The organism is Cerasicoccus arenae, assembly GCF_014651635.1.
Classification (GTDB): domain Bacteria; phylum Verrucomicrobiota; class Verrucomicrobiia; order Opitutales; family Cerasicoccaceae; genus Cerasicoccus; species Cerasicoccus arenae.
Genome location: NZ_BMXG01000009.1, coordinates 41,703 through 67,256 on the forward strand (window position 1 = coordinate 41,703; position 25,554 = coordinate 67,256).

The following is a 25,554-nucleotide window of genomic DNA, read 5'->3' on the forward strand; positions in this document are numbered from 1 at the left end:
AGGAGCATGGACATTGACATTTGCATACCGACTTTTGGCCAAGCAAAATACTTGCGGGCGACTCTGGATTCCCTCCCGTCAACGGAACTTGGAGTCAGCATTTTCGTGAGCGATGGCGGTTCCAATTTTGACCATTTACTCTATCCAATGGTGAAATGGAAGCGCCTCGAACCTGACCCTGGCTTGGTCGCTTGCTGGACAAACGCTGCCAATCGAGGATCGTCCGATTATCTGGCCTTTATCGCTGATGACAACTGTTGGTTACCCGAAACGCTCGAGTTGATAGAGGCATTTATTAAGCGGTTTCCCAAAGCAGACATCTGGTTTGCTCGCCAACAGTTTGTGGATGCAGATGGTAAGGAAATTCACCAAGAGATTCAGAATTTCGACAATCAATTTGGACGTAATCAATTAACTGAAGGCTACCTAAATTCTGCCGAGCGCCTAATCGCTTTGGAGAAAAACAGCATTCCGCTGGAAGCCTGCGTTATCACTCGAAAAGCGTGGGAACAATTAGGCGGATTCAGCTCGGAGGCTCATGGCGCGTTGGACCGTCATTTCTTTGCCAAGGCGATCGCCGTTGGTATCGAAATCGCCTATGATCCTTCATATTGGACCATTTTTCGGTTCCATGAACAAGCCTATTCGAGTCAATCACGCCAAGAGCAGATTCGCGGTACCCACTGGAGCTTACTAGACGCCAGAAAATTAGCCGACATCACCACCCAGCCCGTCTTTCAACGATTAATCTGCAACAGTACACTAAATCTTTTGAGAACCTCGCTTGGAAACCTTGATGCTTGGCGACAAGCGATAACTCAGTTCATCCGTTCGCCAGTTACATTTTTCAAAGCGGTAATGCGTTTTTAAGCATAAAACAAAATAGCCGGCAATCATGTTGTCTGAATGATGTGTATGGAAGCACACTTGTCTTTCAATATGCGTGTGACCTATACCCTATCCCATGGATTCAGCAAACGACTGCGTAATCAACGTGCAAGGCCTCGGCGTGGAGCGTGGTGAGACCACCATCCTGCACGATGTCAACTGGCAGGTCGCCCGTGGAGAACACTGGGCAATCCTTGGCGCGAATGGCTCCGGGAAGACCTCACTCCTGCAAGCGCTAACAGCATACTTGACGCCCAGCTGTGGCGTGATTCAGGTCGATGGCGAAACCTACGGCCAGACAGATTGGTCTCAATTACGACAACGCATTGGTCTGGTCAGCTCAGGCATCGCACAGAAGGTGCCTCTCGACGAACCTGCTCTCAAAACCGTGCTCAGTGGCCCTACGGCGCAACTCGGGTACTGGACACGCGAACCGCAGGCCACGGACAACGCTTTTGCCCACGAATGTCTGGCGCGCATGCGTTGCGAGCACCTCGCCGAACGCAACTGGATGTATTTGAGCCAAGGCGAACGCCAGCGTGTCTTCATTGCACGAGCACTGATGACGCGACCTGTATTGCTCATCCTCGATGAGCCTTGTGCAGGCCTAGATCCAGTCATGCGCGAAATGTTTTTAAAAGGAGTCGCTGAACTCGCGCAGCAACCCAACGCGCCAACGCTCATTCTCGTGACACATCACGTCGAGGAAATCCTGCCAGTCTTTTCTCACACGTTGATCCTCCGCGGAGGCGAGACGCTGGCCCAAGGACCAACTGAAAACATACTGCGCAGCGACTTGCTCAGTGAAGCCTTTGGCGCACCGCTAACCGTTACGCAAACGGGGGATCGCTGGGAGCTTCGTGCTGGGCGTTAGCGTTTCAGGCTGCGGGCAAAGGTAAGAATGTCGCGAGCATAGTCACCCCAGTTACGAAAGGTCCGAGCTTTGGCTTCGGTGGCGAGTCGTTCGCGCAACGAGACATCCTCAATGAGTTGGCGCATCGGGACCGCAAGATTCTCTGCTGTTGGCTCAATTACCATTAGACACCCCCCCCCCACGGCGACCTCCCCCAGCGCATGCTTCTCACAAACCACGCAAGGCTTCGCGTAGTGCAGACTCTCAATCACGGGCAGGCCAAATCCCTCCATCAGTGACGGATAGACGGTAAAATCGGCTTGGTGATAGGTCTCAGCGAGGCTTTTATCATCAAGCGCTCCAAGATATTCTACACTGCGTCCGGCGGCTTTAAGCTCCTCCAATCGCTTCATTGCGACGCTACCGGTTTCACGGTTGAGCATACCCACGAATCGCAGGCGAAAATCGACTCCTTGAACCCAAAGCAGCTCTGCCGCTTCCAACAGCGCAATCTGATTCTTGCGGCCTTCAAAGGTACTAACAAACAACGCTGTTACCTGCGCGTTATGTTCACGCTTAACGGACGCCGCTGCCTGATCAAAATTAGAGAAATCCACGCCCAGCGGCACTGCCTCTACCGGCGGATGATCCGTGATCCCCTGTTCGCGCCAATGAGCCAATAAATCGTCACGCGAGGCGGCAGAGATCGCCGCAATCCCGTCGAAATCCCGGAGCTCGTTCAGGTAAGTCTGAAAACGTTTCACTGTTCCGGCAGGAGTAAACTGCGGGAGGCGTAATGCAATGAGGTCGTAGAAAATCGCGATTTTCGGGCCACTCAGTTGAGGAAAAAGCTTAGCGTAAGCGGTATAGGTTTCTGGATAAAAAATTTCTGGCGCAATGAAGGCCTCAGCTTCTGCGAGCGCTGATTGCTGAATCGAACGGTAGCCCAACGGCAGTCCCAAGCTGGCTAACTTGCCGCGGATTTTATCTTGGGCTCGCCAGCGAGCACCACGTTTTTTCCCTGGAATGATGTTGGCGTTCCACTCAATCAGGTTCCATTCGTAGGAGATAGGTTCGCGCCAATGACCATAGAATTTATCGTGGATGATAGCCTGCATGTCATCACGACCTTCGGCTAACTGCGCCTGACGAAAAAACTCCCGGCAAACGCGTTGAATGCCAGTGTTGCTCGGGCAACGTGCGGTGTGTGATAGGTCTACAAGAAACATGTTCCGGAAAGAACTCCAAAGTTGGCGTTATTGTGGTGCATATGTCAATCTGACTTATAAGTTGAGTTACTCATTAGCGGCATCCACAGATCCACCATGATGCTCAAAACCTGACCGCATCCCCCTTCATTCTATTGCCGATTGGGCTATGCAGAAAACCATAAAGCTGGCCTCATATTCTACATTTGCCTTGCTGTCCTTTGAGGAATCGGACATCCGTTACAGGCGATGCGTACCTTCTACGACCGCTACCATCTGCCAGAGATTTCCCTTGGCTTCTGCCGGGAAACCATGCGCGGCATCGCACAGACTGAACCAGAGAAAAGCTGGTATATTCAATGGATGCTTTCCCGCGCTTTTCAATTGAATCTAAACGACCATCCTGACTTCATTTTCTACAGTTGCGGTGGTAATCGGCAACACCTGCTGAATACATCTTCGATCCGCATCTTCACCACCGGGGAGAATATACCGCCCAATTGGGACGAGGCTGACTACGCCCTTACCCACGAACGAATCTATAATAACAGACACTGGCGAGTGCCACTGTGGCGACATTGGTATGCCCATGGCCAATCAACTGTCATGCAGGATTTCGAGACCGTCAAGGCTCGGGTCGAGCGTTTCTGCAATTTCATCTACAGTAATGATCGCGCTCTGGAACGCATTGATTTCTACGACCTCCTGCACGCCCGCAAACACGTGCATGCAGGAGGCAAAGTGCGTAATAATATCGGTGGACGCGTAGAAGACAAAGCAGCCTTTATCGCGGGATCCAAATTCACCATCGCCTTCGAAAATGAAAGTCATCCTGGTTATTCGACGGAGAAAATCATCCAGCCACTCATGGCAGGAAGTATCCCGATCTACTGGGGAGATTCTACCATCACCCAAGACCTTAACCCAAACCGGTTTATCAACGTCCACGATTACCCATCATTTGACGCTGCTATTGACCGCGTATTGGAGATCGACCAAGACGATAAGCTATGGGAAGCTTACATTCGCGAGCCTCTCTTCCGTCATGACAAAATACCCGACGAGCTTAGCGACGAGGCCATTCTCAACTTCTTTCACCAGATTTTCTCCAAAAAACAGCCCCAGATTGGTCGCTTGAAAAAACTCCAGCAGAAATCTGGAATGAGCCTGCGTGAATCTGCCTTAAAGAAAAATGTGAATCGTGTAAAAAATAAGATTGCTCGTAGCTTTGGCAAATAAAGACGGCAGCAGGCTCTAACGGACTATCCCCCTACCTTAAACAGCGCCACATCGCCGTCTTTGAAGACATACTCCTTGCCCTCGAGGCGATATTTGCCAGCATCACGAGCAGCGGGCACAGAACCTGCGGCCATCAGGTCAACATAGCTGACGACTTCTGCCTTAATGAATTTCTTCTCAAAATCAGTATGAATGACGCCCGCGCACTGCGGTGCTTTCATGCCCACATGGAAGGTCCATGCGCGCACTTCCTTTTCACCAGCAGTGAAGTAGCTCGCTAAACCGAGAAGCTTATAGGCGGCCTGAATAAGGCCCGTCACGCCACTGCCATCGACGCCCAAATCGGCCAAGTATTCCTTCGCCTCGGCGGGCTCTAGCTCCGACAATTCTTCTTCTATGCGTGCGCAGATAACGCATGAAGAAGCACCATGATGCTCAGCGGCCCAAGCGGCGACCTTTGCAGTGTAATTATTGCTCCCGTTGGCAAGGTCATCCTCAGCCACATTACAGGCGTATAGCACATCCTTGGCGGAGAGCAGGCAGAACGATTTCAGCAGCACACGCTCGTCGTCAGTCAGATCCATCGTCACCGCTGGTTTGCCGTCGTTGAGATGCGTGACGACCTTCTCAAGCAGAGAGGCATTGGCTAGGGCTTCCTTGTCCTGCCCTTTGGCACGGCGCCGATTTTTGTCCAATTGACTTTCGGCGCTCTCTAAATCGGCGAGAATCAGCTCAGTATTAATGATCTCAATATCACGAATCGGGTCAACGGTTTCCATCTTGTGGATGATGTCGTCGTCATCAAAGCAACGTACCACGTGGACGATAGCGTCAACCTCGCGGATGTTAGCGAGAAACTTGTTACCCAGGCCTTCGCCTTTACTCGCGCCTGCCACGAGGCCCGCAATGTCCACGAATTCAATCGCCGCTGGGATGATGACCTGCGTCTTCGCAATTTCGCGCAAAGGGGCCAAACGCTCATCTGGCACCTCGACCACGCCCACGTTGGGCTCGATCGTGCAAAATGGATAGTTTGCCGCTTCCGCCTTGCGGGAGCGAGTAAGTGCGTTGAAAAGAGTGCTTTTGCCCACGTTGGGCAGTCCGACGATGCCTGCTTGCAGCATAATAAATATCTGGGTTTGAAAGAAACCCGCAACGCAAGGGCCAAAGCGGCGACGGGGCAAGCCAGTATTTAGGCCATCAACTGAGAGCCCCAAAAAAAGCGGCGCAAGATGCGCCGTTTTAGAGAAAGCAATCATGGCCTACTTGCGCCGTTTATTGGAGACAAAGGCCATGATGCCAATCATTCCAGCAAGCAAAGCAGCCGTAGTACCGGGTTCCGGAATAGTAGCTGGCGTGAAGCCAAGATCATCAAACGCTGCGGTGGAAATGCCGCTCGGATGGAACGTCCGAACCCGAATCTTGGAAATCCCCTCCACGCCATTATCGTAGCCAAAGTAGATATTAGACAAAGTGTTGTCCACGGATTGCGTCGAAACAATGGTTCCCGCCGGATTGTAAAAATCGACGATAGCACCAGTAGAAGTCATATTCGTCAGGCCCGTGAGCGCAAATCCAGCCGCAGTAACTGAATTGACGTCAGGATCAAAGCCAGTACTACCCGAATCATAACTTCCGAAATCAATAACGTAAGTCAGTGTTCGATTGGAACCTGAGTTATTGCGAAACTGAATAGCTTGATCCAGCGATGTTGCCAAACTTGCACTATTAATCACATTTCCGTGAGAGCTCGCTGATGCGCTGCCTGATGCAGTGAATTGGATATCCGCATACGTCGATGCAGTAAAACTAACCGTGTTGTCGCCAGAATTGCTCGCAACAAATCCAGGGAAATCCTTTAACACAGCAAACCCCGAAAGGGCTTCAATCGTGCTTTGTGACGTCGAACCAACTGCTTCTGCATCGATTTCAGCACCACCTACAGGGTCGATAACTGAGCCCAACGTGGGATCTGTTACGACGACGCCGTAAACACTCGCCTGCATAACGAAGAGTGCGCCGAAAATTTTACCTAAGCCAATCGCTTTATCGCTGATGAGAGAAAGGGGGGGGGGCATAATTTAATAATAGTTTACATTTGAGATGCCTGCGCAGGCCGTAAGCCCGCCGGATGCGAATGCCATTATCATAGATTCTATAAAACATGATAAAAGAGCGGAATTCGATAAAATCAGTTAATCTATTAAATCACTTTCTCTGCACTCGCACTTTCATAGTCCCGTTTAGAGCGTCACTACCAGTGATCCAATATTTTTGCTCCGAATCATTTCCAGACGAAGCACTAACAAATTCAAATGCCGTCATAAAGGACTTAGGCCTCGACAGGGTGTTATTTCGATCACTTGATTGAGTCAAATGACACCGGGGGAAGGATTAAGGAAATATTTCGGCTTTGAGCAATTTCGCGAGCCACAGGATGAGATTGTATCATCCATTCTCGGGAAGCGCGATACGCTGGTCATCATGCCGACCGGCGGCGGAAAAAGCCTCTGTTATCAACTCCCCGCCCTGATGCTGCCAGGAGTCACGCTGGTCATTTCGCCGCTGATTGCGTTGATGAAAGACCAGGTCGACGCGCTCAATGCGCGAGGCATCGATGCGGCCATGATCAACAGTTCGCAGAGCTGGGACGAGCAACGCGCCTGCCTGGACAAACTCAATCGCGGCGAGTTAAAACTGGTCTATGTCGCCCCGGAACGCTTCCGCGCCCAATCTTTTGTCGACGCCCTGCGTGGCTGCGAAATTTCCTTGGTTGCGGTCGATGAGGCACATTGTATTTCCCAATGGGGCCATGACTTTCGCCCAGATTACATGCGGTTGGGCGAGGCATTGGAGCGTATCGGACATCCGCTATGCGCAGCATTCACAGCGACTGCGACGCCCGAAGTTCGCGCCGACATCGCCAAGAATCTTAACCTGCGCGACCCGTCAATCTTCGTATCAGGCTTTGGTAGAGATAACCTTTCCTTTGCGATCCGCCAAGTCGATAAACGTAAGAACAAATACGCACGCATCGTTCAGCTCATCGAAAATAATGGCGTGGGCATCATCTACTGCTCCCGGCGTAAATCCGTGGAAGAGGTGTCCGCAGGACTGCGGGAAGATCACCGCCCACACGTCATCTATCATGGCGGGATGACCGCCTCCGAACGCGACGCCGCGCAAGACCGGTTTGTTCAAGGAGAAGTCCCGTTGGCCGTCGCAACGAATGCCTTCGGAATGGGCATCGACCGGGCGGACATCCGCTTTGTTTGCCACTATGAAATGCCGGGCAGCGTGGAGGCATATTATCAAGAGGCTGGTCGCGCTGGGCGAGATGGCAAGCCCGCCTATTGTGAAATGCTTTTCTGCTACGCAGATAAGACGACCCAGGATTTCTTTATCGACGGCTCGAACCCGCCATTGACCCTGATCTACAGTATTTACTCAGTCTTGCAAAGGAATGCCAACGAACAGCAGGAAGTCTATCTGGCCATCGACGAAATCAAAGATAGCTTGCCGGGAAAGGCAAATGGCATGGCCGTCAGCGCCGCGCTGGGCATCTTACGCCGCCATGGCGTCATCGAGCGTTTTGACGTGACGGGATCGCGCATGCGCGGCACGCGAATACTCAAGGCCGTCAAATCAGCGGGCGACCTCGGGCTGGACGCACGCGGGTTACTCATTAAGCGAGAGCGGGACGAAAATAAATTACGGCGACTAATCCAGTTTGCCTATGCCAAGAGCTGTCGCCAGCAGTGGATACTCGAATACTTTGAAGACGCCGATGCGGCCGAATGCGGACAATGCGACCGTTGTCGCCACCGTGAGGGCGATGTTCGCGTGTTGGGCGAGGCAGAGACTCTCACTGTGCAAAAGGCGCTCAGCGGCGTCGCCCGTATGTCCACCCGACGCACGCGGCATGAGTGGGTCGCACGTTATGGCAGAGATCGCGTAATCAAGTGCCTGACCGGTAGCCAAGCCAAGACCATTCTGGAGCCCGGCCTTGATAAACTATCGACTTGGGGAGTGCTCAAGGATGAAGGCGTAGAGTTTGTTGGCAAACTACTCGACGAGTTGGAAAACAGCGGTTATCTGGCCGTAGCCGAAGGCGATTACCCCCTGCTTGAGCTCACGGAGTCCGGCTCCAAGGTCATGTTTGGCGAGGCCAAGCCCCGCCTTGTCTGGCCTCAAACGGCGGCTTCGGTCATGGAAACCACCGAGCCCGATGACAACCTCTATGAACAGTTGGTGAAATTGCGTAATGAAATGCGCCGCAAACGCGGCAACCCGCCCGCCTATACCATTTTTCCGAATACTGTGCTCAAGCAACTTGCCGCCTTGCAACCCGCAACAGCAGAAGAAGCCATGGTTGTTAAAGGCGTCGGGCCACAAAAAGCGCGCACGATCCTGCCACCATTTCTGGAAATAATCGCCGCCCATTCTGGGGAAGCTCAGACCGTTGGCTAAATCGTTTGTAGCGTGAAGCTACATTGGCATATCTGGACCCCAATCACCGGGCAAACGGCCATCGCCGCTATCGCCACCACCGAGCTGCCCCGGAGGTCGGTTAGGGTCGAAACCGGTGTCGGCTGGGCGACCACCGCCAAGCCCCCCTTTACTCACCTGATCTGACCAGCGGTCCTCGTAGTCAACCTGCGCCATGCGACGTGCGACTTGTCCATCTAAGTAGAGTGTACGTGTTGGGAAGGCCACGGAGAGGCCACGTTTCTGGATGGCGCGCATGATCTTGCAGTTCACTCGCTGTCGTACATCCATGTATTCCAGCCACTTGGTAGACAGCGTGAAATAGTAAACGAGGATATCCAGCGAGCTGTTTCCAAAGTCAGTGAAGTTCACCAGGATGAACTCTTGGTTGACGCCTTCGTCACTGCCGAGAATTTCACGAATGTCGAAAACCAACGCATCCATATCGTCCGCAGTCGCCTCGTAGGTAATGCCAATAACCTGCTTAACGCGGCGCTTCGGCATACGCGTCCAGTTATTAATGTATTCGTTGGCCAAGACACCATTGGGAATTGAAATGACAGTCTTCGGCCAAGTCCGCACCTTGGTCGAACGCAAGCCGATGGATTCGACATCGCCATCGACTTTGTCACCGACGATAATCCAGTCACCCACTTTGAACGGGCGATCGAGCATGATCATGAACGTACCAAACAGATTCTTAATAGTGTCCTGTGAAGCAAAAGCAATCGCCGCACCCCCGAGGCCCAGTGTAGCCAATATCCCGCCCACATTATAGCCGAGATTGTCGATGACCAACAACATCCCGACGATAACAATGAAGATTTTCAGCGTCTTGTTGATCGTCGGAATAAAGCCATACAGCGCCGAACCGCGTTCCTGTAATGAGCCACTGAACGCATTGGTCAGCACATCAGTCGTGCGTACCAACGCCCAGACAACAATCAACATTGAACCACCGCGAAAGAGGTCCTGCAATAGACCATCAATCACTGGCGTTAGCGGCAGCGCCAAAATCGCCAGATTAATGCCCAACACCAATAGGAATAACGACACTGGCTTCTCCAGCACCGCCAATAGTGCGTCATCGTGTTCAAATGATGTCTTTTTGGCCAAGGCTTTGATCCGGCGAAAAATCACACGGGTCAGGAAGTTACGCGTCAGCATAGCCAACAGCAAAATTGTAAAGCTCAACAGCAAATCTTTCACTCGGAAACTGCCAAACTGGTAATTGAGGAAAACTTTGATCTCACGTCGAAATCCCGTTGCCTCGACCGCCTCGTTCGCAAAGTCGCGGACTGAGGCCTTGAGAGATTTCCCGAGATCATCGACGCTGCCGCCCAAAAGATCAGAAGCCTCGTCGATCGCCGTCGGCTGTGTTGCTTCAGCAGGTACATCAGTGGATACAACCGTCTTTTCAGCTGTGTCCGGTGCAATAAGCGCCTCTATCGGCGAGGTCGTCTTCTTATCCGGGGGGGGGGGGGACTGGGCGGGCTGCTCCGGAGCCGATTGAGACTCCTGCGCGGTAGAGACCACTGAGAACCACGCAATCAACGTGGCGATGAGCAGCACAAAGCTGATAAATTTTCGCATGGGCCTTGTTATCAGATGTGTAGGCGGGCGATCAAGCCCGGTTCAGCTAAATATCAGCATCAAGGCGCTAGGCGCGCTCATTATGCGAAAATGGCCAATTTCGTGGAGCCAGCGGCTCAACAAAGCCGTGAAAAAAATAATTTCGCGCACAAGAATGCCTCAGTGGTTGATTGGCCGCATTTGGTCATGCAAATGGCCTTAATGCCATAGTCCGCCTGCTTGCATTTTGCATTAAATACACTCGGGGGATTTTCCTTAAAACACATTAATCCCTATAAACCAACATCTTACAAATTACCCAAGAAATTGGCACCAGCAATGCATTAGTAGATGCGTTCTAACAATCAATAATCTCTAAAAAAGGAAACACCATGTTAAGCTGGGCACTCACATTCTTCATTATCGCATTAATCGCCGCCGTATTAGGCTTTACCGGTATCGCCGGGGCAGCAGCTGGAGTCGCCAAGATATTATTCTTCGTCTTCCTCGTCCTCTTGATCGTATCCGCTTTGGTCGGTGCGCTACGTGGCAAGAAACCGATGTAATTTACCACCTGGCCCTACCAACCACCATGCACATCAAAACGCCCGGTCTGCGGTCCCAATCCCAGCCGGGCATTTTTAATGCCTAACCTAAATCACCATGTTGGACCCTACTATGCCTGAACTCACTACCAATTTTCATTCAACAGATTCCCATGATGGTGCCGCGCCCTCACGAATAGCCTATATGGAGAACGCACTTGGCGTTCCCTTCACTCATGGCAACACCGTGGATGCACTCGATAACGGTGACCGCATTTTCCCGTCCATGCTCGCCGCCATACGCAGTAGCCATGACCACATTGAGCTGCTGACCTATATCTACTGGACGGGTAAGGTCGCCCAAGAATTTGCTGACGCCCTGAGCGAACGCGCCAAGGCGGGTATTACCGTGCGCGTGTTGCTCGACTCTTTTGGCTGCTCTGATATTTCCAACAAACTCGTTGATCAAATGACCGAAGCGGGCGTCCATGTACAATGGTTTCGCCCTGTACGCCGATCCATCGTAAAATTTGATTGGCGCACACACCGAAAGATTCTGATTTGCGACGGTCGTATCGCTTTTACTGGTGGCGTGGGCATTGCCGAGGAATGGGAGGGTGACGCCCGCAACCCCAGCGAATGGCGTGAGACGCATTTTCGCCTTCGTGGGCCTGCCGTCAAGGGCCTCAGCGGAGCTTTCTGGGACAATTGGATTGAAGAAGGCGAGCCGCCTGTTAAAATGATGACTGCCAGCCCCAACGAACGCCCTGATGGCATCTCGTTGCAAGTAATACGCTCAAACTCCGGCTATCGAGTGAGTGACGCCTTTAAGGTGCTTCACTCGCTCTTGACGCTGGCGCAGGAACGCATCGACATCGTGACGCCCTATTTCGTCCCCGAGCCAGACCTGCTGAAGTTGCTCTGCATCCGCGCCGAAGCCGGGGTGCGCATACGCGTGCTGATCCCTGGTGAGTATACGGATAGACGCTTTGAACGACGCGAGTCAGCTCGCTATTTTGGGGAACTGCTCGAAGCTGGAGCCCAAATTTATCTCTATAAGAAGACCATGATCCACACCAAGCTGGTGCTGTGCGACCAAGAACTCGCCATGTTCGGATCGATTAATTTCAACCGCCGCTCCTTACTCAAGGACGAAGAAATCGGCGTCGTCGCCGCAAGCCCAACCTTTGTCCAGACAATGAGAGACAAATACGAAGCCGACCTCGAATACTCCGATCGTATTGATCCCAAAACTTGGCGCGGCCCGAATATGATGGAGTCGTTGACTCACTATTTGCTCACCCCGTTTCGCAATCAGTTGTAGCTCCTACCAAACATTGCAATTTGCATGAAAATAAGGCCTTGGCCATTTGCGATTTGCAATGTTTCCGTTTTATTTCCCACGCCGCTATAAATATATCCATCGTACTACTAGGGCCATTTATGAGTTATCGATACAGCGCTCAATCCGTGAATCCAAAGGCAACTCAAGCCATCGACCAAGAAAAGATAGAGACTAAAGGCCCTATGCCGATACGCGATAGTCATCAGTCAGCAGGAGAAGACGGCACAGGATTAGCATCAAGTGCACGTAGTATGAATATTTTGATCGTTGATGACGAAGCCAACATCCTGCGAACCACCTCCATCGCGCTTAAAAGTATGGGCCACACGCCCTTCACTGCTGAGTCTTCTCGCCGGGCAGAATTCATTCTGGCTGAAGAGAAGATCGATGCGATGTTCCTTGATGTGATGTTGGGCAATGAAAATGGCTTGGATTATCTAACCAAACTCCAAAACCGGAAAGAAAAAATCCCAGTCATAGTATTCACCGCGCATTCCTCAATCGAGTCCGCTGTCGACTCAATGAAGCGCGGCGCGTATGATTACATACAGAAGCCATTTATCCCCGATGAAATCCGCCAGATGCTTGCCAAGCTCGCGCGCAGTATTTCGCTGGAACGGAAAGTCGAGGACCTCCAAGAGCAGGTTGCTGACGCTGATGCCACGATTCGCTTGGAATCGGAAGAGCCTACCGTCCAAAAAACTTACGACATGGCCTTCAAGGCAGCGAACTCTGAAGCCTCAATCCTGATCCTTGGGCCCAGCGGCACCGGTAAGACCGTGCTGGCCCGCAACGTCCATCAGCGCAGCCCACGCGCAACGGAGCCCTTCGTTACGGTTCACTGCCCTAGCCTCTCCAAGGAATTATTGGAAAGCGAACTTTTCGGCCACCTAAAAGGCTCATTCACGGGTGCGGTCAAGGACACTTGGGGCAAGGTCGCGGCAGCCGAAGGCGGCACGCTATTCCTCGATGAAATCGGCGAGCTGCCAATGGAAATCCAGCCCAAGCTACTCCGCCTGCTCCAAGATCGTGAATATGAGCGGCTGGGCGAAAACCGCGTGCGCAAATCAAATATCCGTGTGATTGCCGCGACGAATCGTGATCTATCCAGTGAAGTCCAAGCTGGAACCTTTCGCGAAGACTTATATTATCGCCTCAAGGTGATCGCCGTCGAAATGCCGCCGCTGTCTCAACGCCCATCAGACATCCTTCCACTGGCAGAAACATATCTGAAGCACTTTGCGCGCCGCGAAGGCCGAAAAAAACTAAACTACAATTCCACCGCCGCCCAGGCACTGATCGATTATTCTTGGCCCGGCAACCTTCGTGAAATGCGTAACGTGATCGAGCGTTCTGTCATCCTGTCAAACGGGGACGAGATCGATGCCAGCGATTTGCCCGATGATTTTATTGCCGACGAAAATGGTGGACCACGGCCAGGCCAACTGATCTCCCTTGCCGATTTGGAGGAGGCGCACATCCGCCGCATTCTCGCCAAATCTGAAAGCCTAGAACAGGCAGCCGAAATCCTAGGTATCGATACCGCCACCCTCTACCGCAAGCGCAAGCGGTTGGGGTTAACATAGAAATCCTTGCCCTTCATATCTAGGCCAACCAATTTATTTTTAGATCACAAATTAAGAAATACGGATAAAATAATTCTAATTACGTCCTCAAGCCATCAACGCTAAAAAATCCAACAAAACTGAATGAAGAAGCTCCGCAATCGCCTATACGTCGCCCTGCTGCCGCTACAGTTGCTACTGGTCGGACTTGCGTTATGGACCTTTTTCCTGCTCGCCAACCTCGATGCCCTAGTCAGCGATGCCAAGACAACTCACGAGGAGTTTGCTGAGGTTCTCGACGAAGCACTTTTTCATCTGCATGAGTTAAGCATCCTTGTCGAGATGACGGCTGAAGTTGATGGCCACAGCCTGCGCGATGATATCAGCCGGTCACACCGTGACTATCTGAAAGCCGTCGAGACTGTTGGCCAAAACCCACACGCCCAAGAAGCCGAACGCATGCCTCAACTAATGAGCATGAACGACCAAATTGGTCCAAGCCTCAGGAAAATGCTCGCACAGTTAAACGATCCGTTTATCGCATCACAGCGCACAGAACTACTCATGCTCTGTCAGCGTGCGGAGAACTTACTGGAAGGTCTTTCCACCGCCGCCATCGACGAGCTACTTAACCTGCAAGGTGCCTTTCGTGAACGCATTAGCCAATCATTCGCCGTGCTGGCTGTGGGCATCTTGTTGGGTGTTTTCGGCACGCTCCTGATCAGCCGCCAAATTGGCCGCATGATCCTCAGCCCACTGGAGCAACTGGAAGCCAACTTGGATGACGTCAGCCGTGGCAATTTGGACGTTGAAGCATCTTTGAATCGGCAGGATGAGATCGGTCAACTCGCACGAGCGTTCAACTTAATGGTCGGGCGCCTACGTGAATACCGTAACCTGACTGACCAGAAATTGCTCACCACCACACGCACCTTTCGTAGCGTGTTGGAACGCACGCCGCACGCCATCATTTTCCTGACCAGTGAGATGAAGGTCTTCTTCGCCAACCCGCCGGCAGGCGCATTGCTCGAAACAGCCGAGTTCAAGAGTGACCTCCCCGAGCCCTTGCTTAAGTTTGCGCAGGATGCGCTAGAGTCTCGGGACATTGTCGTGCAAGATCGTTTGCAAGAGGCGCTTCGTATCAATGTCGCCAGCCAGCCAATGTATTTTCTGGTCGCCGCTTTTCCCGTGGACCTCGTGGACACCGGCAATAACGACTCAAGCGGCGTCGATGACGAAGGCGTCGCACTGCTCCTGCAAGACGTCACCCGGATGAAACTTGCCGACAACCTCAAGGGCAATGTCGTGGCGACCGTCAGCCACGAATTGAAAACCCCGCTCACCAGCGCACGCATGTCCCTCTACCTCCTCAGTGAGGAGACCATCGGCCCACTCAACGAGGACCAGCGTGAGCTAGTTGATACGGCCAAGGAAGATCTCGAGCGCCAGCTCGCCACCATCCAGAATTTACTCGATCTGAGTCGTATTGAGCAGAGCGATAAACGCCTTCAACGCGAAACTTGTCGGGCCAACAGTATTATCGAGAAATCAATTCTCGCACACCGCGATCTGGCGAACTCCTGCGACGTTAATTTAATCGCCGAACCTGCCGAAGACGATCCCTACATTGAAGCCGACTCCAAGGGTATCGAAATCGTACTGAACAATTTCCTGTCCAATGCGCTTCGCCACGCACCAGCCGACTCCGACATCATTATCCAGACAATCACCCGCGGCGACAATGTGCGTTTCGCAGTCTGCGATCAGGGGCCCGGCGTCCCCGAGGAACAGCTTGAACAAATCTTTGAACGTTATGCCCAGGGAGAGGACAGCCGCCGCCACGGCAGCGCTGGCTTAGGCCTCCACATTTCCAAGGAAATCATCGAAGAACACGGTGGTCAAATCGGCTGCGAATCCGTCCTAGGCCAAGGCAGCAATTTTTACTTTGTTCTGCAAAGCGTTCCCAATCCAAACAACGAACCATCAACCGAAATAAACCATGCCAACTAAAACAACACCTAGCGATAAACTCGCAAAAGACCGCGATAAACTAATCGCTGACCTCAAGCTTCTAATGGAAGACGCCAAGCACCTGACAAGCGACGCATCCGACGCCACGCAGGACTTCGCCACCGAAAAGGCTGAGCACGTCCGTGAACAACTCAATGACGTCATGGACAAGCTCAAGGACCAAGGAGAAGTCGTGAAGGCCAAGACCAAAGAAACCGCCAATGATCTTGAAAAACTGATCAAGGACAATCCTTGGCAATCACTCGGCATTGCCTTGGTAGCAGGGATCGTCATCGACCGCTTCATGCGCGATTAAAGCATGAAGGCTCTGGAAACCGCGGGTGCGCTCGGACAAACGTTACTCCAAATATTGGAGGCGCGCATTGAACTGTTCGGCGTCGAATACCGCTTTGAAAAGGCGCGACTAGCGGCGTTGGTAGGCTTTGCCTGCCTCGCCGCTGCCAGTCTTGTCTTAGCAGGCGTCGCTGGCATTGTCGCTTTGGCAATGGCTACGCCGGAACATTATCAGACCTTGGTCATGGCTGCGGTTAGTGGCTTTTTCCTGCTTATTCTGGTTCTTAGCATCGCAGCCGCCGTCTACCTGATGGACCACAAACGCACCCCCTTCACCGAAACGCGCAGTGAGCTGCGCAAAGACGCCCAATGTATATCTTCACTTCTGAAAAAAAGGAAATAGCGCGCGTCAAAGAACGCATCCATGCCCAGCGTATAGAGTTGCTTGAGGAAGTGAGCGAACTCCTGCCTCAAGCCAGCAAGGCGGCAGCAATGGGCAGCATCGCGTTCACATTAAAGCGTTTAACTCCACTGCTCCGCCCTGTCCTTTTCGGATTCGCCCAGCGTGCGATCAGCAGTCGTGGAAGAGGCAAACGCCGTTTCCTCAAAATCGCTACGCTCGGTGCCCTTGGCTTCGGAGCCTGGAAGCTACTTGGCAACAATGAAGACCCAGATTAACCGCTAGTAAAAAAACGCCAGAGCCTCTGTTTGAGTAAAATTAATCAAGTGTCGCCGATTTTTCCGCGTGCGTTTAACGGGAAAGTATCGATGCTGACACCCATGTCTGCGCCCGTAAAAGCGGTCCTAGTGACCATGTTTGAGCCCGGTGACGACCAAGCCGGCGAACTGACCCCCTACCGTGAAGCATTTGGACTGGAGCCCATTAAGTTGCCCGGTAGTGGCTTGGACTTTGTTTACGCCAATGCAGACCGCACGCTGATCGCGCTCGTGGCGGGTGTAGGCACGGCCAACACCGCGGTTTCCCTGATGGCGCTGGGGCTGTGTGGGCAGCTCGACCTAAGCAACGCACATTGGCTGATCAGCGGCATTGCCGGCATCAATCCGCATTCAGGCGCGTTGGGGGGGGTCTATTGGGCAGACTGGGTCGTTGACGGCGATCTCGCCCACGAAGTCGACCTACGTAGCGCACCAGAAGACTGGCCAATCGGCATTTTCCCACTGGGCGCACGCGAGCCCTACGGCCCAAGCACTTTGGAGAATGGCCTCTTTGGGCGGCCCTACCAGCGCTTTCAGATCAACCCTGAACTACTTCGCTGGGCGATGCAGAAAACTGCGAAAATAGCCTTACTCGACCCGCCCGAGCTTTCCACGCCACGGAGTGAATTCGCGAACTACATCGGTGCCGCAAAAGCCCCACATGTGGCAGTGGGTGGTTCGCTGTCGGCCGCACGGTTTTGGCACGGACCGCATCACAACGAATGGGCGGAGCAGTGGGTTTATTACTGGACTGATGGCGCGGCGCGCTTTGTTACCTCGGCGATGGAAGACACCGGCTCGCTCCACGCAATCAGTCAACTTGAGCGCATGGCGCGCGCGCGATTAGACCGCGTGCTGGTCTTACGTGCTGGCAGTAATTTCACCTGTCCGCCAGAAGGCAAATCGGCCGTGGAAAATCTGATTGGCGAAAACGAGCCCAACTATCCGGGCATGGTTGCCGCGCTGGAGAATGTAGTCCGCGTCGGCGGAGCCGTGCTGCGGGAATGGCTTCGCTGAACCTCTACCGAATTGTCTGGCAGGGAATGCCTGTAGTTTGATTGCTAAAGCATACCCCTGGCGATGACTTGGCACCCGGCCTTATAGTCGCACAAAAAAACGTAAAAGCAGTTAGCTTCAACACGCGTTGGTTGGCTATTTGCCATATAACGGCTAGTTAGTTTAGCTATGCCCGTACTGCACAACAACCAACGCAACCGTGAACAGTTCTTGCGAGAGCTTGTTTCCGAACTAGCTTCAACACTGCAAGACGTAGTCGGGATGGAAGAAGCGGAGGGCTTCATTAAAATGGTCGGGCTGCGCATTGGTCAGCAGATCAATGAGGACTACACAACGGCGGCAGATGTCGGCAAATGGAGCCAGCAGGATTTGACTGATGTCCTCATCGACCTGAAAGCAAAAATCGACGGGGACTTCACCGTAGAAAGTATTGAAGAGGATCGCATCGTGCTGGTCAATAAACGTTGTCCATTCGGTGATATGGTATTGGGACGCCCCACACTTTGCCACATGACTTCCTCGGTCTTCGGCCAGATAGCGGCGTCTCACTTCAACTATGCCAATGTGGAAATCACCGAATCTATCGCACGGGGCGACAATCGCTGCCGAGTGGTGATCGGGCTAAATCCATCCATCGCTAATCAGGGCAGTGTTCACTTTCATCGGGGTAAGTTTTGAGCGGAAAAATCTATCAAGACCAATTCACCTTGCTCGAGCAGATCAGTTGCCCGGTTGCATTGGTGGATGAAAATTTGACGCTGCATTTCGCCAACAACGCTTTTGAGCAACGGATAGGCGAATTACCGATTCTCGGCGACCTGGAAACCATTCTCGCTAATCCCGAAGCGGTGATGCGCAGCTTGCAGGCTGCCAGCCAGATATCCGGTCTGCTCCCACTTCGTATTGAAAGCCTGCGAGGCAGTGAGGCGCTTTTAGGCTTAATCAGCCGGGTCACATTCGCCGGAAGACCAATGTTTCTGATCCAGGGTTCGCAGACCGACTCTAACCGCTATTACAAGATCAATCGGGAAATGGAATTCGTTGCTCATGCACTTTCCCGCGAACGGCGCATCGCCCAAGAGCACGAAAACACCTGCCACGCGATCGAGGCCTTCATCGATGTGCTCGTGCATGACATTCGTTCGCCGCTGGCTACCGTGGTGCAGGGCTTGGGGCTCTTGCCCGATGAGGTTGCAGCCGAAAACCGAGAATACAGCCGTGTCCTGATGCATGAGATAAAGCTGTCCAGCGAACGACTGGTCGACTTTGTGGACAGCCTGTACGCGCATTCGCAGGTGCATCGCGCCAAGCTTGTTTTGGAGAGCATTGATCTGTCTATCTTGCTCGCCAATCTTCAAGTGGACCTACGGTCATTGCTCACCGAGTGTGGGGGCGAATTGACTGGGCCATCTCTGCTACCCGTAGTTAAGGCTGACCGTCAGCTCCTTCGTCAACTCTTGCAGAACCTGCTGCAAAACTCCGTGAAGTTTCGCCATACCGAACGGGCATTAAAAATCCAGATCGGCTGCGACCGCCTCAATGATTCTCACCTAGAACTTTTTGTGAAGGACAACGGGCAAGGCTTCGATCCCAGTCGATTAAAAAACTTGTTCAACCCCTACGTACGCACTGGCCAATCCAACAACGACGGATTGGGCATTGGCTTGGCCACCTGTAAATCAATCGCCGACAAACATGGCTGGGCGATTCGCGCTGAGGGCGATCCAGGCAAAGGTGCAACTTTCCGCGTAAAAATCCCTTCCTGGTGCTAAGTACGGGGCGAATTATCACTCGTTACCGCAAAACCAAGGGGGGGGAGGAGCTAGGCCTTCCCGAAATAGTCTGGCTCATTACCAGGCTTCCACTTGATATTACAGCCGATAGACGGTTTCTGCACGTCGTCGAGGATGCGTTCGCCTTCTAAAGTAGCGTCTAGAGCAGCACGAACATCGGAACCCGTCACGGAAACACCGTTGCCAGGACGTGACTCATCAAACTGGCCGCGATAGCAAAGATAGCGATCACGATCAAAAACGTAGAAATCGGGCGTGCAGGCGGCACGGTATGCTTTGGCGACGCCCTGAGATTCATCGACGAGATACGGAAAAGTGTAACCAGCCTCGAAAATCTGGGACTTCATTCTCTCGGGACTGTCGTCTGGATAACACTCAGCATCGTTCGCGTTGATCGCGATAACAGCGACGCCACGGTGTTGATATTCATCCGCCAGACGAGCTAAGTCCTTGCGCAAATGCAGTACATAGGGGCAATGATTACAGATGAACGCTACCAAATACGCGGTCGCGCCATCAAACTGGCCCAAAGAAACAGTGTTACCGTCTGCATCAGGCAGAGCAAACTCAGGCGCCGGAGTGCCGAGGGGGAGCATGGTGGAGTTTACCGCAGCCATGCCTAATAGCCTAGGAATGAAGACGGCCAAATCAAACCAAAACGAACGTTTTAAATTCGGGCGAGAATCCAAGATTGCGAACCTGAATTTTCCGTGATACTAGGCAGGGCAATGAAATTACAATACTTTGGCCATTCTGCCTGCCTGCTCGAGACAGAAGGCACCAAGCTGCTCTTCGATCCGTTCCTGTCCGGCAACTCCAAATGCACGGTCAAACCCACAGATGTCCAGTGCGACTACATCCTCCTGACGCATGGGCACGACGACCATGTGGGCGACACCGTCGCCATTGCTAATGCCAACGATGCAACCGTGATCGCTAATTTCGAGCTGGCCAGCTACCTCAACTCCAAATTTGGCGTGAAAATCGAGCCCATGAACATTGGTGGAAGCATTACCCTGCCCTTTGGCCGAGTAAAGTTCACGCTCGCCTTCCATGGCTCCAGCTATCCAGGCGAAGACGGCCAAGCGCTCTACATGGGGATGCCAGCAGGCATCCTCGTGACTTCCGGCAAACGTAGCTTCTACCATGCGGGCGACACCGCGCTATTCGGCGACATGAGACTCATTGGTGACATGAACGACATCGAGCTTGCCATGTTACCCATTGGCGACCGCTTTACCATGGGCCCAGAAGACGCCGTAAAAGCTACGGAATTCCTCCGGCCGCGTTATGTTGTGCCGATTCATTACAATACGTTCCCACTCATTGAGCAGAATCCCGAAGATTTTGCCGACGGCGCAGCCAAACTGGGCGTCGAGGTCTGCATCATGGAGAGCGGCGACGTCATGGAGTTTTAGGAAACAACGGCGAAATGCTGGCCGGAGGACGGAACCATTGAGGATTGGAATAACTTTGCGGAAAACCCCATTTTCCCCACTGTGGTAACACGTATCCACCACGTTAAACTTGCCCTTCGCGCGTGGGACGCTTTACGGTCACTGTATGAATACCGCGACCGCCGAATCTCTGATTGACGCATTTAAACAGGCCGGACAGGGCCAAGTCTTCCGCTACTGGGAAAAACTCGATGCGGAAGCCCGCAAAACGCTCCTGACACAAGCCTTACAAATCGACCTGAATGAAATTGCACGCCTCAATGAAACGCTCGTGCTCTGCGAAGGGGAACATGGCGTCGATCTGAGTGACCTGCACCCAGCGCCCTACATTCCACGTCCTGAGCAAGGCGGTGACCCGCAACGATGGCACACTGCGCGCTGCGCAGGTGAAGAAGCGTTGCGCGCTGGTCGCGTTGCGGCATTCACCGTTGCTGGCGGCCAAGGCACACGACTCGGCTATGATGGCCCAAAGGGCACATTCCCGGTCACTCCAGTACGCAAAGCGACGCTCTTTCAGGTATTTGCGGAAAAAGTTCTGGCGGCGCGCCTCCGTTATGAGACCGCAATTCCGTGGTTTTTGATGACGAGCAACCTCAACCACGAGGCCACGGTCAATTTTTTCGAGGAAAACGATTACTTCGGGCTCGGCGCAGACACTGTGCATTTCTTCCAGCAGGGCCTGATGCCCGCCGTTGATCTGGAGGGCAAAATCATGCTCGCAGACAAAGGCGAGATTGCCATGAGCCCGGATGGCCACGGTGGTTCCTTACGTGCACTCGTACGTAGTAGATCGACTGAGATCATGAAAGCCGCTGGCATCGACATTATCTCCTATTTCCAAGTTGATAACCCACTCGTCCGCAGCATTGACCCGGCCCTGATTGGCTTTCATATACAGTCCAAGAGCGAGATGTCCTCGAAAATGCTGCCCAAAGCCTATCCAATGGAGAAGGTCGGCCATTTCTGCACGCAGCACGGGCGCACCGTCGTCGTGGAATATAGTGACATGACAGACGAGCTCGTGGAGCAGCGCACGCCTGCTGGCGAGCTCCGCTTCATCGCGGGGTCTATTGCCATCCATGTGCTTGACCGTGAGTTTGTGGAACGCATGGGGGGAGACAACCCCGATGCCGCCCTGCCCTTCCACCGCGCCAATAAGAAGGTGGCCACACTCGACGACCAAGGCCAACCCGTTAAGCCCGAAACGCCCAACGGTGTGAAATTTGAAATGTTCGTCTTCGATGCCCTTCCCTTTGCCGGACACCCAGTCATCATCGCCACGACCCGCGAAGAAGAATTTTCGCCCGTTAAAAACGCCGAAGGCCTCGACTCGCCGCAAACCTGCTGTGAAGCGCAATTGGCCGAATATACTCGTTGGGCGCAAGCCGCGGGCGTTGAGATTGAAACCAACGAAAACGGCCAACCGCCTTTCGTGTTTGAAGTCACGCCAAAGTTTGCTGACAATCAAGAAAGCTTTGTTCATCGCTGGATGGGTTTTTCCCCTAAACCAGAGATATCAGAGGGCATAGTACTTGATGCATAATCTTCGCTTGCCAGCGACACGACTGGCGTAGACAGTGCCCACATGTCCGCCAGCGAGAACTTCTTTCCCATACCCCGCACTGTGCGGAGTGCTTCACGGGCCTTGATCATCCAACATGACAAGCTTCTGGCGATTAAGATGAAGCGCCCGCGCGAAGACGAAATTTTTTATATTCTACCCGGCGGTGGCCAGCGCCACGGCGAGACGCTAGTGCAGTCTCTCCTACGCGAATGCCGTGAAGAACTGGGCTTGGAACCTATCGTGGAAACCGTGGCCTACGTTCGCGAATACATTGGCCGCAATCATTCTTTCGCCAGTCGGCATCGGCATTTCCATCAGCTGGAAGTCGTCTTTAACTGCCGTTTGCAAGAGAGCGCCCACATCGACGAGAATCTGTCAGGAGACCGCAACCAGATCGGTGTGGAGTGGCTTCCGCTCAAAGAGCTTGCTCAAATGAATTTTTACCCACGCAAAATCCTGGAATTCGTCCGCGAAAACTCGCTAACGGTTGATCCGCTCTACCTCGGCGACATTAACTAAATTTAGTTAGCGGCGGCGCTTTGGTGGCCACTCTTCGGTCATTTCCGGAGGATCAAAATACGAATCAAACAGGCCGATGTTCAGATCCGCCTTGTCCAGTGTGATCTCGGTGTTTTTTTTGCCATCCACGAACACCTCCACGACGTAGGGGATCATCAGCCAGCTTACCTTGCGGTTATCGCTAAACTTAGTCACCACCTCCTCGCCCGTCGAGCGCTGAGTCACCGTTTGACTTTCCAAATAGGTCTCAGGGTTGATCCAGAAAATTGTCGGCGTCTCACCCGGATACGCGAGCTCGACCCGATGATGCATGACGCCATCGAGCGGTTCATCTGGAAGTAGAGTCAGCACGTCTTTGCGGTCACGCTCCGTCCATAGAGGGCTAAGGATGATGGCGCTCCTTTTAGCGGTTTCGGCCTCATCTCCACTCACCCGAAAAACCGCTGGATAGTCTTGGTAGATCCGCCACACTTCACTACCATTGGTGTAGGTAGACAAGGTTTGCTCCTCGCTCCCAATGGTGATTCGGCTGCGATTAGGTACGCGCTTGACCTGGCTAAATTCATATTCCTTCCCCTCTTGGAGAAGCTTTCCGGACAAGCGAAGGCTCTGAATTTCTTTGATTTTTTCAGGCCCACCTTGCACCGCAGCATAGCGCTCCAATAATTGAGCTAAGCTCGTCGGCGGCTTATTATAGGTCAGCTTGGTTTCTACGCTGGAAGACCCAAGAGGCTCATCAACGATCTGTTGACTAACATCACCGTTCCACTGGCTTTTCATCCATAAAGCTCCAATGACAACGGCGACCAGCATCACCAAAATAATCACCGCCACGAGGGCCGTGAACCATGGTGATTTACGTTTCTTATAGCGAGCGCGTGGCACGCCAACAAGCTTGCACGCACAACACCAGAGTCAACCCGGAAGACATAAAACCCACACGCTATCCGAATAAGACAATTAATATGCCGAAATTGAATGAGATTCACTACGGAAAACCACGACGATCCGGCCCTCTCTTCTAGCATAGGGGGGGATCCAAAGCCTCAATCAACTAGAGATGGCCTCAACTGATAGGTCGATAGCTATGCTTCGCAATGTCGCGCGCTACTACTTGGCGGAATTCATCCAGCGAATCGATGACGCCCAAGCCAAGCAACTGATAGCCAATATTGCCCACCGTCGTCCCCTCAAGCTTGTAGCTGGTCACCGGAATACCCGCAAAGTCTGCAATCCGCTGACAAAGCAAACGGTTCTTCGAGCCGCCGCCAACGACGATGATGTTGTCAAAAACTTCCCCCGTCAGCGTGCAGAATTTGTCCACGGTATTCGCTACACTGGCACCGAGTGAATCACAAATCAGGCTAACGTAGCCCGGGAGATCGGCAGGAGGCTTACCACCCTGGTGCGCCAAATTAGCGTCGATGGCTTCCTTCATATTCTCTGGGTTGAAGAGTGAGCGGTCAACGGTGTCGATGAGTATTTCCGCGCGCCCTACATCATCTGCCCGCTCGATGAGGGCGGCCCACTCGGCGTCGTTGGTCGGCTTACCACTGAAGTACGGGAGCACTTTTTCCAGCAACCAAAGGCCCAGCAGAATTTTATTAGGACGATAACCGCCCTGCCCGTCACGCTCGTTGGAAACACCCAACTCGTAGGCAACATCGCCAGATGCAGACTGGGCCGTGAGTCCGCCAGCCAGCAACCAAGTGCCCGCTGAAACGAACAGGTCGTTGCCAATGCGCGGAATCGCCTCGAACGCGCAAGACGTATCGTGGCCCGGCGCAAGGATCACATCGATATCTTCCAAACCGGTGAGATCGCGGACCTTGCCCAAACTCATGCCCGCCTTGGCTGGCCCTTGGAACCATTTTTGCGGGATGCCGAAGTAGTCTAGGGTTTCTTGAGAGAAGCCTCCCGTCGTCAAATCCAGCAATTGGCCGGTACTCGCAATGGAGACCTCGTTCACCATTTTTCCCGACAGCAGGTAGTTAAAGTAATCCGGCAAAAGCAGGCAGCGGTCCACTGCTTCGCGCAGGTGCGGAAAAGCAGCCAATGACTCGGAAAGCTGGATGACGGTGTTGTAATTGATCAACGGTAAGCCCGTCCATTCGTAGAGCTTTTTGTCGTCTCCACTGGCGATAAGCTTGTCACGAAGTGGCTCAGTGCGCGCGTCGCGGTAGGCGTGTACCGGCGTGACAAGCCGTCCGTCTTTATCGAGTAATGCATAATCCACGCCCCAGGTATCCACACCACAGGAAACGAGATCGGGGAAAAGTTTTTTGGCCTCTGTCAGGCCTTTGCGGATGTGGCTGACAAAGCCGCCCAAATCCCAGTATTCATGCTGGTTCAGCCGATGAAAGGCGTTGGGGAAGCGATGCACCTCCGTTAGTTCGAGCGATTCGGCGGTATAGGCACCAACGATCACACGCCCACTTGTGGCACCAAGGTCAATGGCGGCGCAATGCGTCTTTTTCATA

At 53.0% G+C, this 25,554-nt stretch carries 24 protein-coding genes; 17 read left to right on the top strand and 7 right to left on the bottom strand.

All coding sequences use genetic code 11. From position 1 onward, the window contains the following. Positions 1 to 6: 6 nt before the first annotated feature. Together IE065_RS08670 and IE065_RS08675 are read left to right on the top strand one after the other, a co-directional pair. On the top strand, positions 7 to 870 hold the full coding sequence (locus IE065_RS08670; RefSeq protein ID WP_189514037.1) for a glycosyltransferase: 864 nt from the start codon (positions 7 to 9) through the stop codon (positions 868 to 870). Between the two features lie 94 nt (positions 871 to 964). Further along, positions 965 to 1,762: an ABC transporter ATP-binding protein gene (locus tag IE065_RS08675; RefSeq protein WP_189514040.1), complete on the top strand. Its 798-nt coding sequence runs from the start codon at positions 965 to 967 to the stop codon at positions 1,760 to 1,762. Here IE065_RS08675 and IE065_RS08680 read toward each other — a convergent pair. Then, positions 1,759 to 2,970 (bottom strand): glycosyltransferase, encoded by a 1,212-nt coding sequence (locus IE065_RS08680; RefSeq protein WP_189514042.1) that lies wholly within the window; start codon positions 2,968 to 2,970, stop codon positions 1,759 to 1,761. The genes IE065_RS08675 and IE065_RS08680 overlap by 4 nt on opposite strands. A 228-nt stretch (positions 2,971 to 3,198) precedes the next feature. Here IE065_RS08680 and IE065_RS08685 point away from each other — a divergent pair, with 228 nt between their 5' ends. Beyond that, entirely contained in the window at positions 3,199 to 4,188 is a 990-nt protein-coding gene (locus IE065_RS08685) for a glycosyltransferase family 10 domain-containing protein (RefSeq protein WP_189514046.1), read from the top strand. Between the two features lie 23 nt (positions 4,189 to 4,211). Here the strand turns inward: IE065_RS08685 and ychF are convergent, their stop codons facing one another. Then, positions 4,212 to 5,312: a redox-regulated ATPase YchF gene (ychF, locus tag IE065_RS08690; RefSeq protein ID WP_189514234.1), complete on the bottom strand. Its 1,101-nt coding sequence runs from the start codon at positions 5,310 to 5,312 to the stop codon at positions 4,212 to 4,214. A 138-nt stretch (positions 5,313 to 5,450) separates the two neighbouring features. Beyond that, positions 5,451 to 6,266, bottom strand: a complete 816-nt coding sequence (locus tag IE065_RS08695) for a PEP-CTERM sorting domain-containing protein (protein WP_189514049.1) — start codon at positions 6,264 to 6,266, stop codon at positions 5,451 to 5,453. 298 nt (positions 6,267 to 6,564) lie between these two features. On the opposite strand from IE065_RS08695, the gene IE065_RS08700 reads away from it, so the two are divergent. Continuing rightward, positions 6,565 to 8,658 carry a RecQ family ATP-dependent DNA helicase gene (locus tag IE065_RS08700; protein ID WP_189514052.1) on the top strand — a complete coding sequence of 698 codons (2,094 nt, stop codon included), beginning with the start codon at positions 6,565 to 6,567 and terminating at the stop codon, positions 8,656 to 8,658. 18 nt (positions 8,659 to 8,676) lie between these two features. On the opposite strand, the gene IE065_RS08705 is transcribed toward IE065_RS08700, so the two are convergent. Next, positions 8,677 to 10,269 (bottom strand): mechanosensitive ion channel family protein, encoded by a 1,593-nt coding sequence (locus IE065_RS08705; RefSeq protein WP_189514055.1) that lies wholly within the window; start codon positions 10,267 to 10,269, stop codon positions 8,677 to 8,679. Positions 10,270 to 10,640: 371 nt separating this feature from the next. Between IE065_RS08705 and IE065_RS08710 the strand changes: the two genes are divergently transcribed. From IE065_RS08710 to IE065_RS08755, 10 genes are all read left to right on the top strand, one after another. Further along, complete coding sequence (locus tag IE065_RS08710; RefSeq protein ID WP_189514059.1) at positions 10,641 to 10,814, top strand: DUF1328 domain-containing protein; 174 nt, start codon at positions 10,641 to 10,643, stop codon at positions 10,812 to 10,814. A 97-nt stretch (positions 10,815 to 10,911) separates the two neighbouring features. Further along, positions 10,912 to 12,117: a phospholipase D-like domain-containing protein gene (locus IE065_RS08715; protein ID WP_189514062.1), complete on the top strand. Its 1,206-nt coding sequence runs from the start codon at positions 10,912 to 10,914 to the stop codon at positions 12,115 to 12,117. Between the two features lie 119 nt (positions 12,118 to 12,236). Further along, complete coding sequence (locus IE065_RS08720; protein WP_200163365.1) at positions 12,237 to 13,724, top strand: sigma-54-dependent transcriptional regulator; 1,488 nt, start codon at positions 12,237 to 12,239, stop codon at positions 13,722 to 13,724. A gap of 123 nt (positions 13,725 to 13,847) precedes the next feature. Continuing rightward, positions 13,848 to 15,713 carry a sensor histidine kinase gene (locus IE065_RS08725; protein ID WP_189514065.1) on the top strand — a complete coding sequence of 622 codons (1,866 nt, stop codon included), beginning with the start codon at positions 13,848 to 13,850 and terminating at the stop codon, positions 15,711 to 15,713. Further along, on the top strand, positions 15,703 to 16,029 hold the full coding sequence (locus IE065_RS08730) for an ElaB/YgaM/YqjD family protein (RefSeq protein WP_189514068.1): 327 nt from the start codon (positions 15,703 to 15,705) through the stop codon (positions 16,027 to 16,029). The genes IE065_RS08725 and IE065_RS08730 overlap by 11 nt, the downstream gene beginning before the upstream one ends. Positions 16,030 to 16,032: 3 nt before the next feature. After that, a complete protein-coding gene (locus IE065_RS08735) occupies positions 16,033 to 16,410 on the top strand; it encodes a phage holin family protein (RefSeq protein ID WP_189514071.1) in 378 nt (125 codons plus the stop codon). After that, entirely contained in the window at positions 16,377 to 16,685 is a 309-nt protein-coding gene (locus tag IE065_RS08740; RefSeq protein WP_189514074.1) for a hypothetical protein, read from the top strand. The genes IE065_RS08735 and IE065_RS08740 overlap by 34 nt, the downstream gene beginning before the upstream one ends. Positions 16,686 to 16,787: 102 nt before the next feature. Next, positions 16,788 to 17,741 carry a purine-nucleoside phosphorylase gene (locus IE065_RS08745; RefSeq protein WP_189514077.1) on the top strand — a complete coding sequence of 318 codons (954 nt, stop codon included), beginning with the start codon at positions 16,788 to 16,790 and terminating at the stop codon, positions 17,739 to 17,741. Between the two features lie 168 nt (positions 17,742 to 17,909). Next, positions 17,910 to 18,419, top strand: a complete 510-nt coding sequence (locus tag IE065_RS08750; RefSeq protein ID WP_189514079.1) for a methanogen output domain 1-containing protein — start codon at positions 17,910 to 17,912, stop codon at positions 18,417 to 18,419. Continuing rightward, positions 18,416 to 19,513, top strand: coding sequence for a sensor histidine kinase (locus IE065_RS08755; protein WP_189514082.1), 1,098 nt, complete (start codon positions 18,416 to 18,418; stop codon positions 19,511 to 19,513). The genes IE065_RS08750 and IE065_RS08755 overlap by 4 nt, the downstream gene beginning before the upstream one ends. Before the next feature lie 50 nt (positions 19,514 to 19,563). Here IE065_RS08755 and IE065_RS08760 read toward each other — a convergent pair whose 3' ends face one another. After that, on the bottom strand, positions 19,564 to 20,151 hold the full coding sequence (locus IE065_RS08760) for a thioredoxin family protein (RefSeq protein WP_189514085.1): 588 nt from the start codon (positions 20,149 to 20,151) through the stop codon (positions 19,564 to 19,566). A gap of 111 nt (positions 20,152 to 20,262) precedes the next feature. On the opposite strand from IE065_RS08760, the gene IE065_RS08765 reads away from it, so the two are divergent. The 3 genes from IE065_RS08765 to IE065_RS08775 all read left to right on the top strand — a co-directional run bounded on the left by IE065_RS08765 (position 20,263) and on the right by IE065_RS08775 (position 23,074). Further along, on the top strand, positions 20,263 to 20,952 hold the full coding sequence (locus tag IE065_RS08765) for a metal-dependent hydrolase (RefSeq protein ID WP_189514088.1): 690 nt from the start codon (positions 20,263 to 20,265) through the stop codon (positions 20,950 to 20,952). Between the two features lie 145 nt (positions 20,953 to 21,097). After that, positions 21,098 to 22,534 (top strand): UTP--glucose-1-phosphate uridylyltransferase, encoded by a 1,437-nt coding sequence (locus IE065_RS08770; protein ID WP_189514090.1) that lies wholly within the window; start codon positions 21,098 to 21,100, stop codon positions 22,532 to 22,534. Between the two features lie 42 nt (positions 22,535 to 22,576). Beyond that, on the top strand, positions 22,577 to 23,074 hold the full coding sequence (locus IE065_RS08775) for an NUDIX domain-containing protein (protein WP_189514093.1): 498 nt from the start codon (positions 22,577 to 22,579) through the stop codon (positions 23,072 to 23,074). 6 nt (positions 23,075 to 23,080) lie between these two features. Here the strand turns inward: IE065_RS08775 and IE065_RS08780 are convergent, their stop codons facing one another. Together IE065_RS08780 and IE065_RS08785 are read right to left on the bottom strand one after the other, a co-directional pair. Continuing rightward, on the bottom strand, positions 23,081 to 23,959 hold the full coding sequence (locus IE065_RS08780) for a hypothetical protein (RefSeq protein ID WP_189514095.1): 879 nt from the start codon (positions 23,957 to 23,959) through the stop codon (positions 23,081 to 23,083). A gap of 181 nt (positions 23,960 to 24,140) precedes the next feature. Beyond that, a complete protein-coding gene (locus IE065_RS08785) occupies positions 24,141 to 25,553 on the bottom strand; it encodes a rhamnulokinase (RefSeq protein WP_189514098.1) in 1,413 nt (470 codons plus the stop codon). Between the last annotated feature and the right edge of the window lies 1 nt (position 25,554).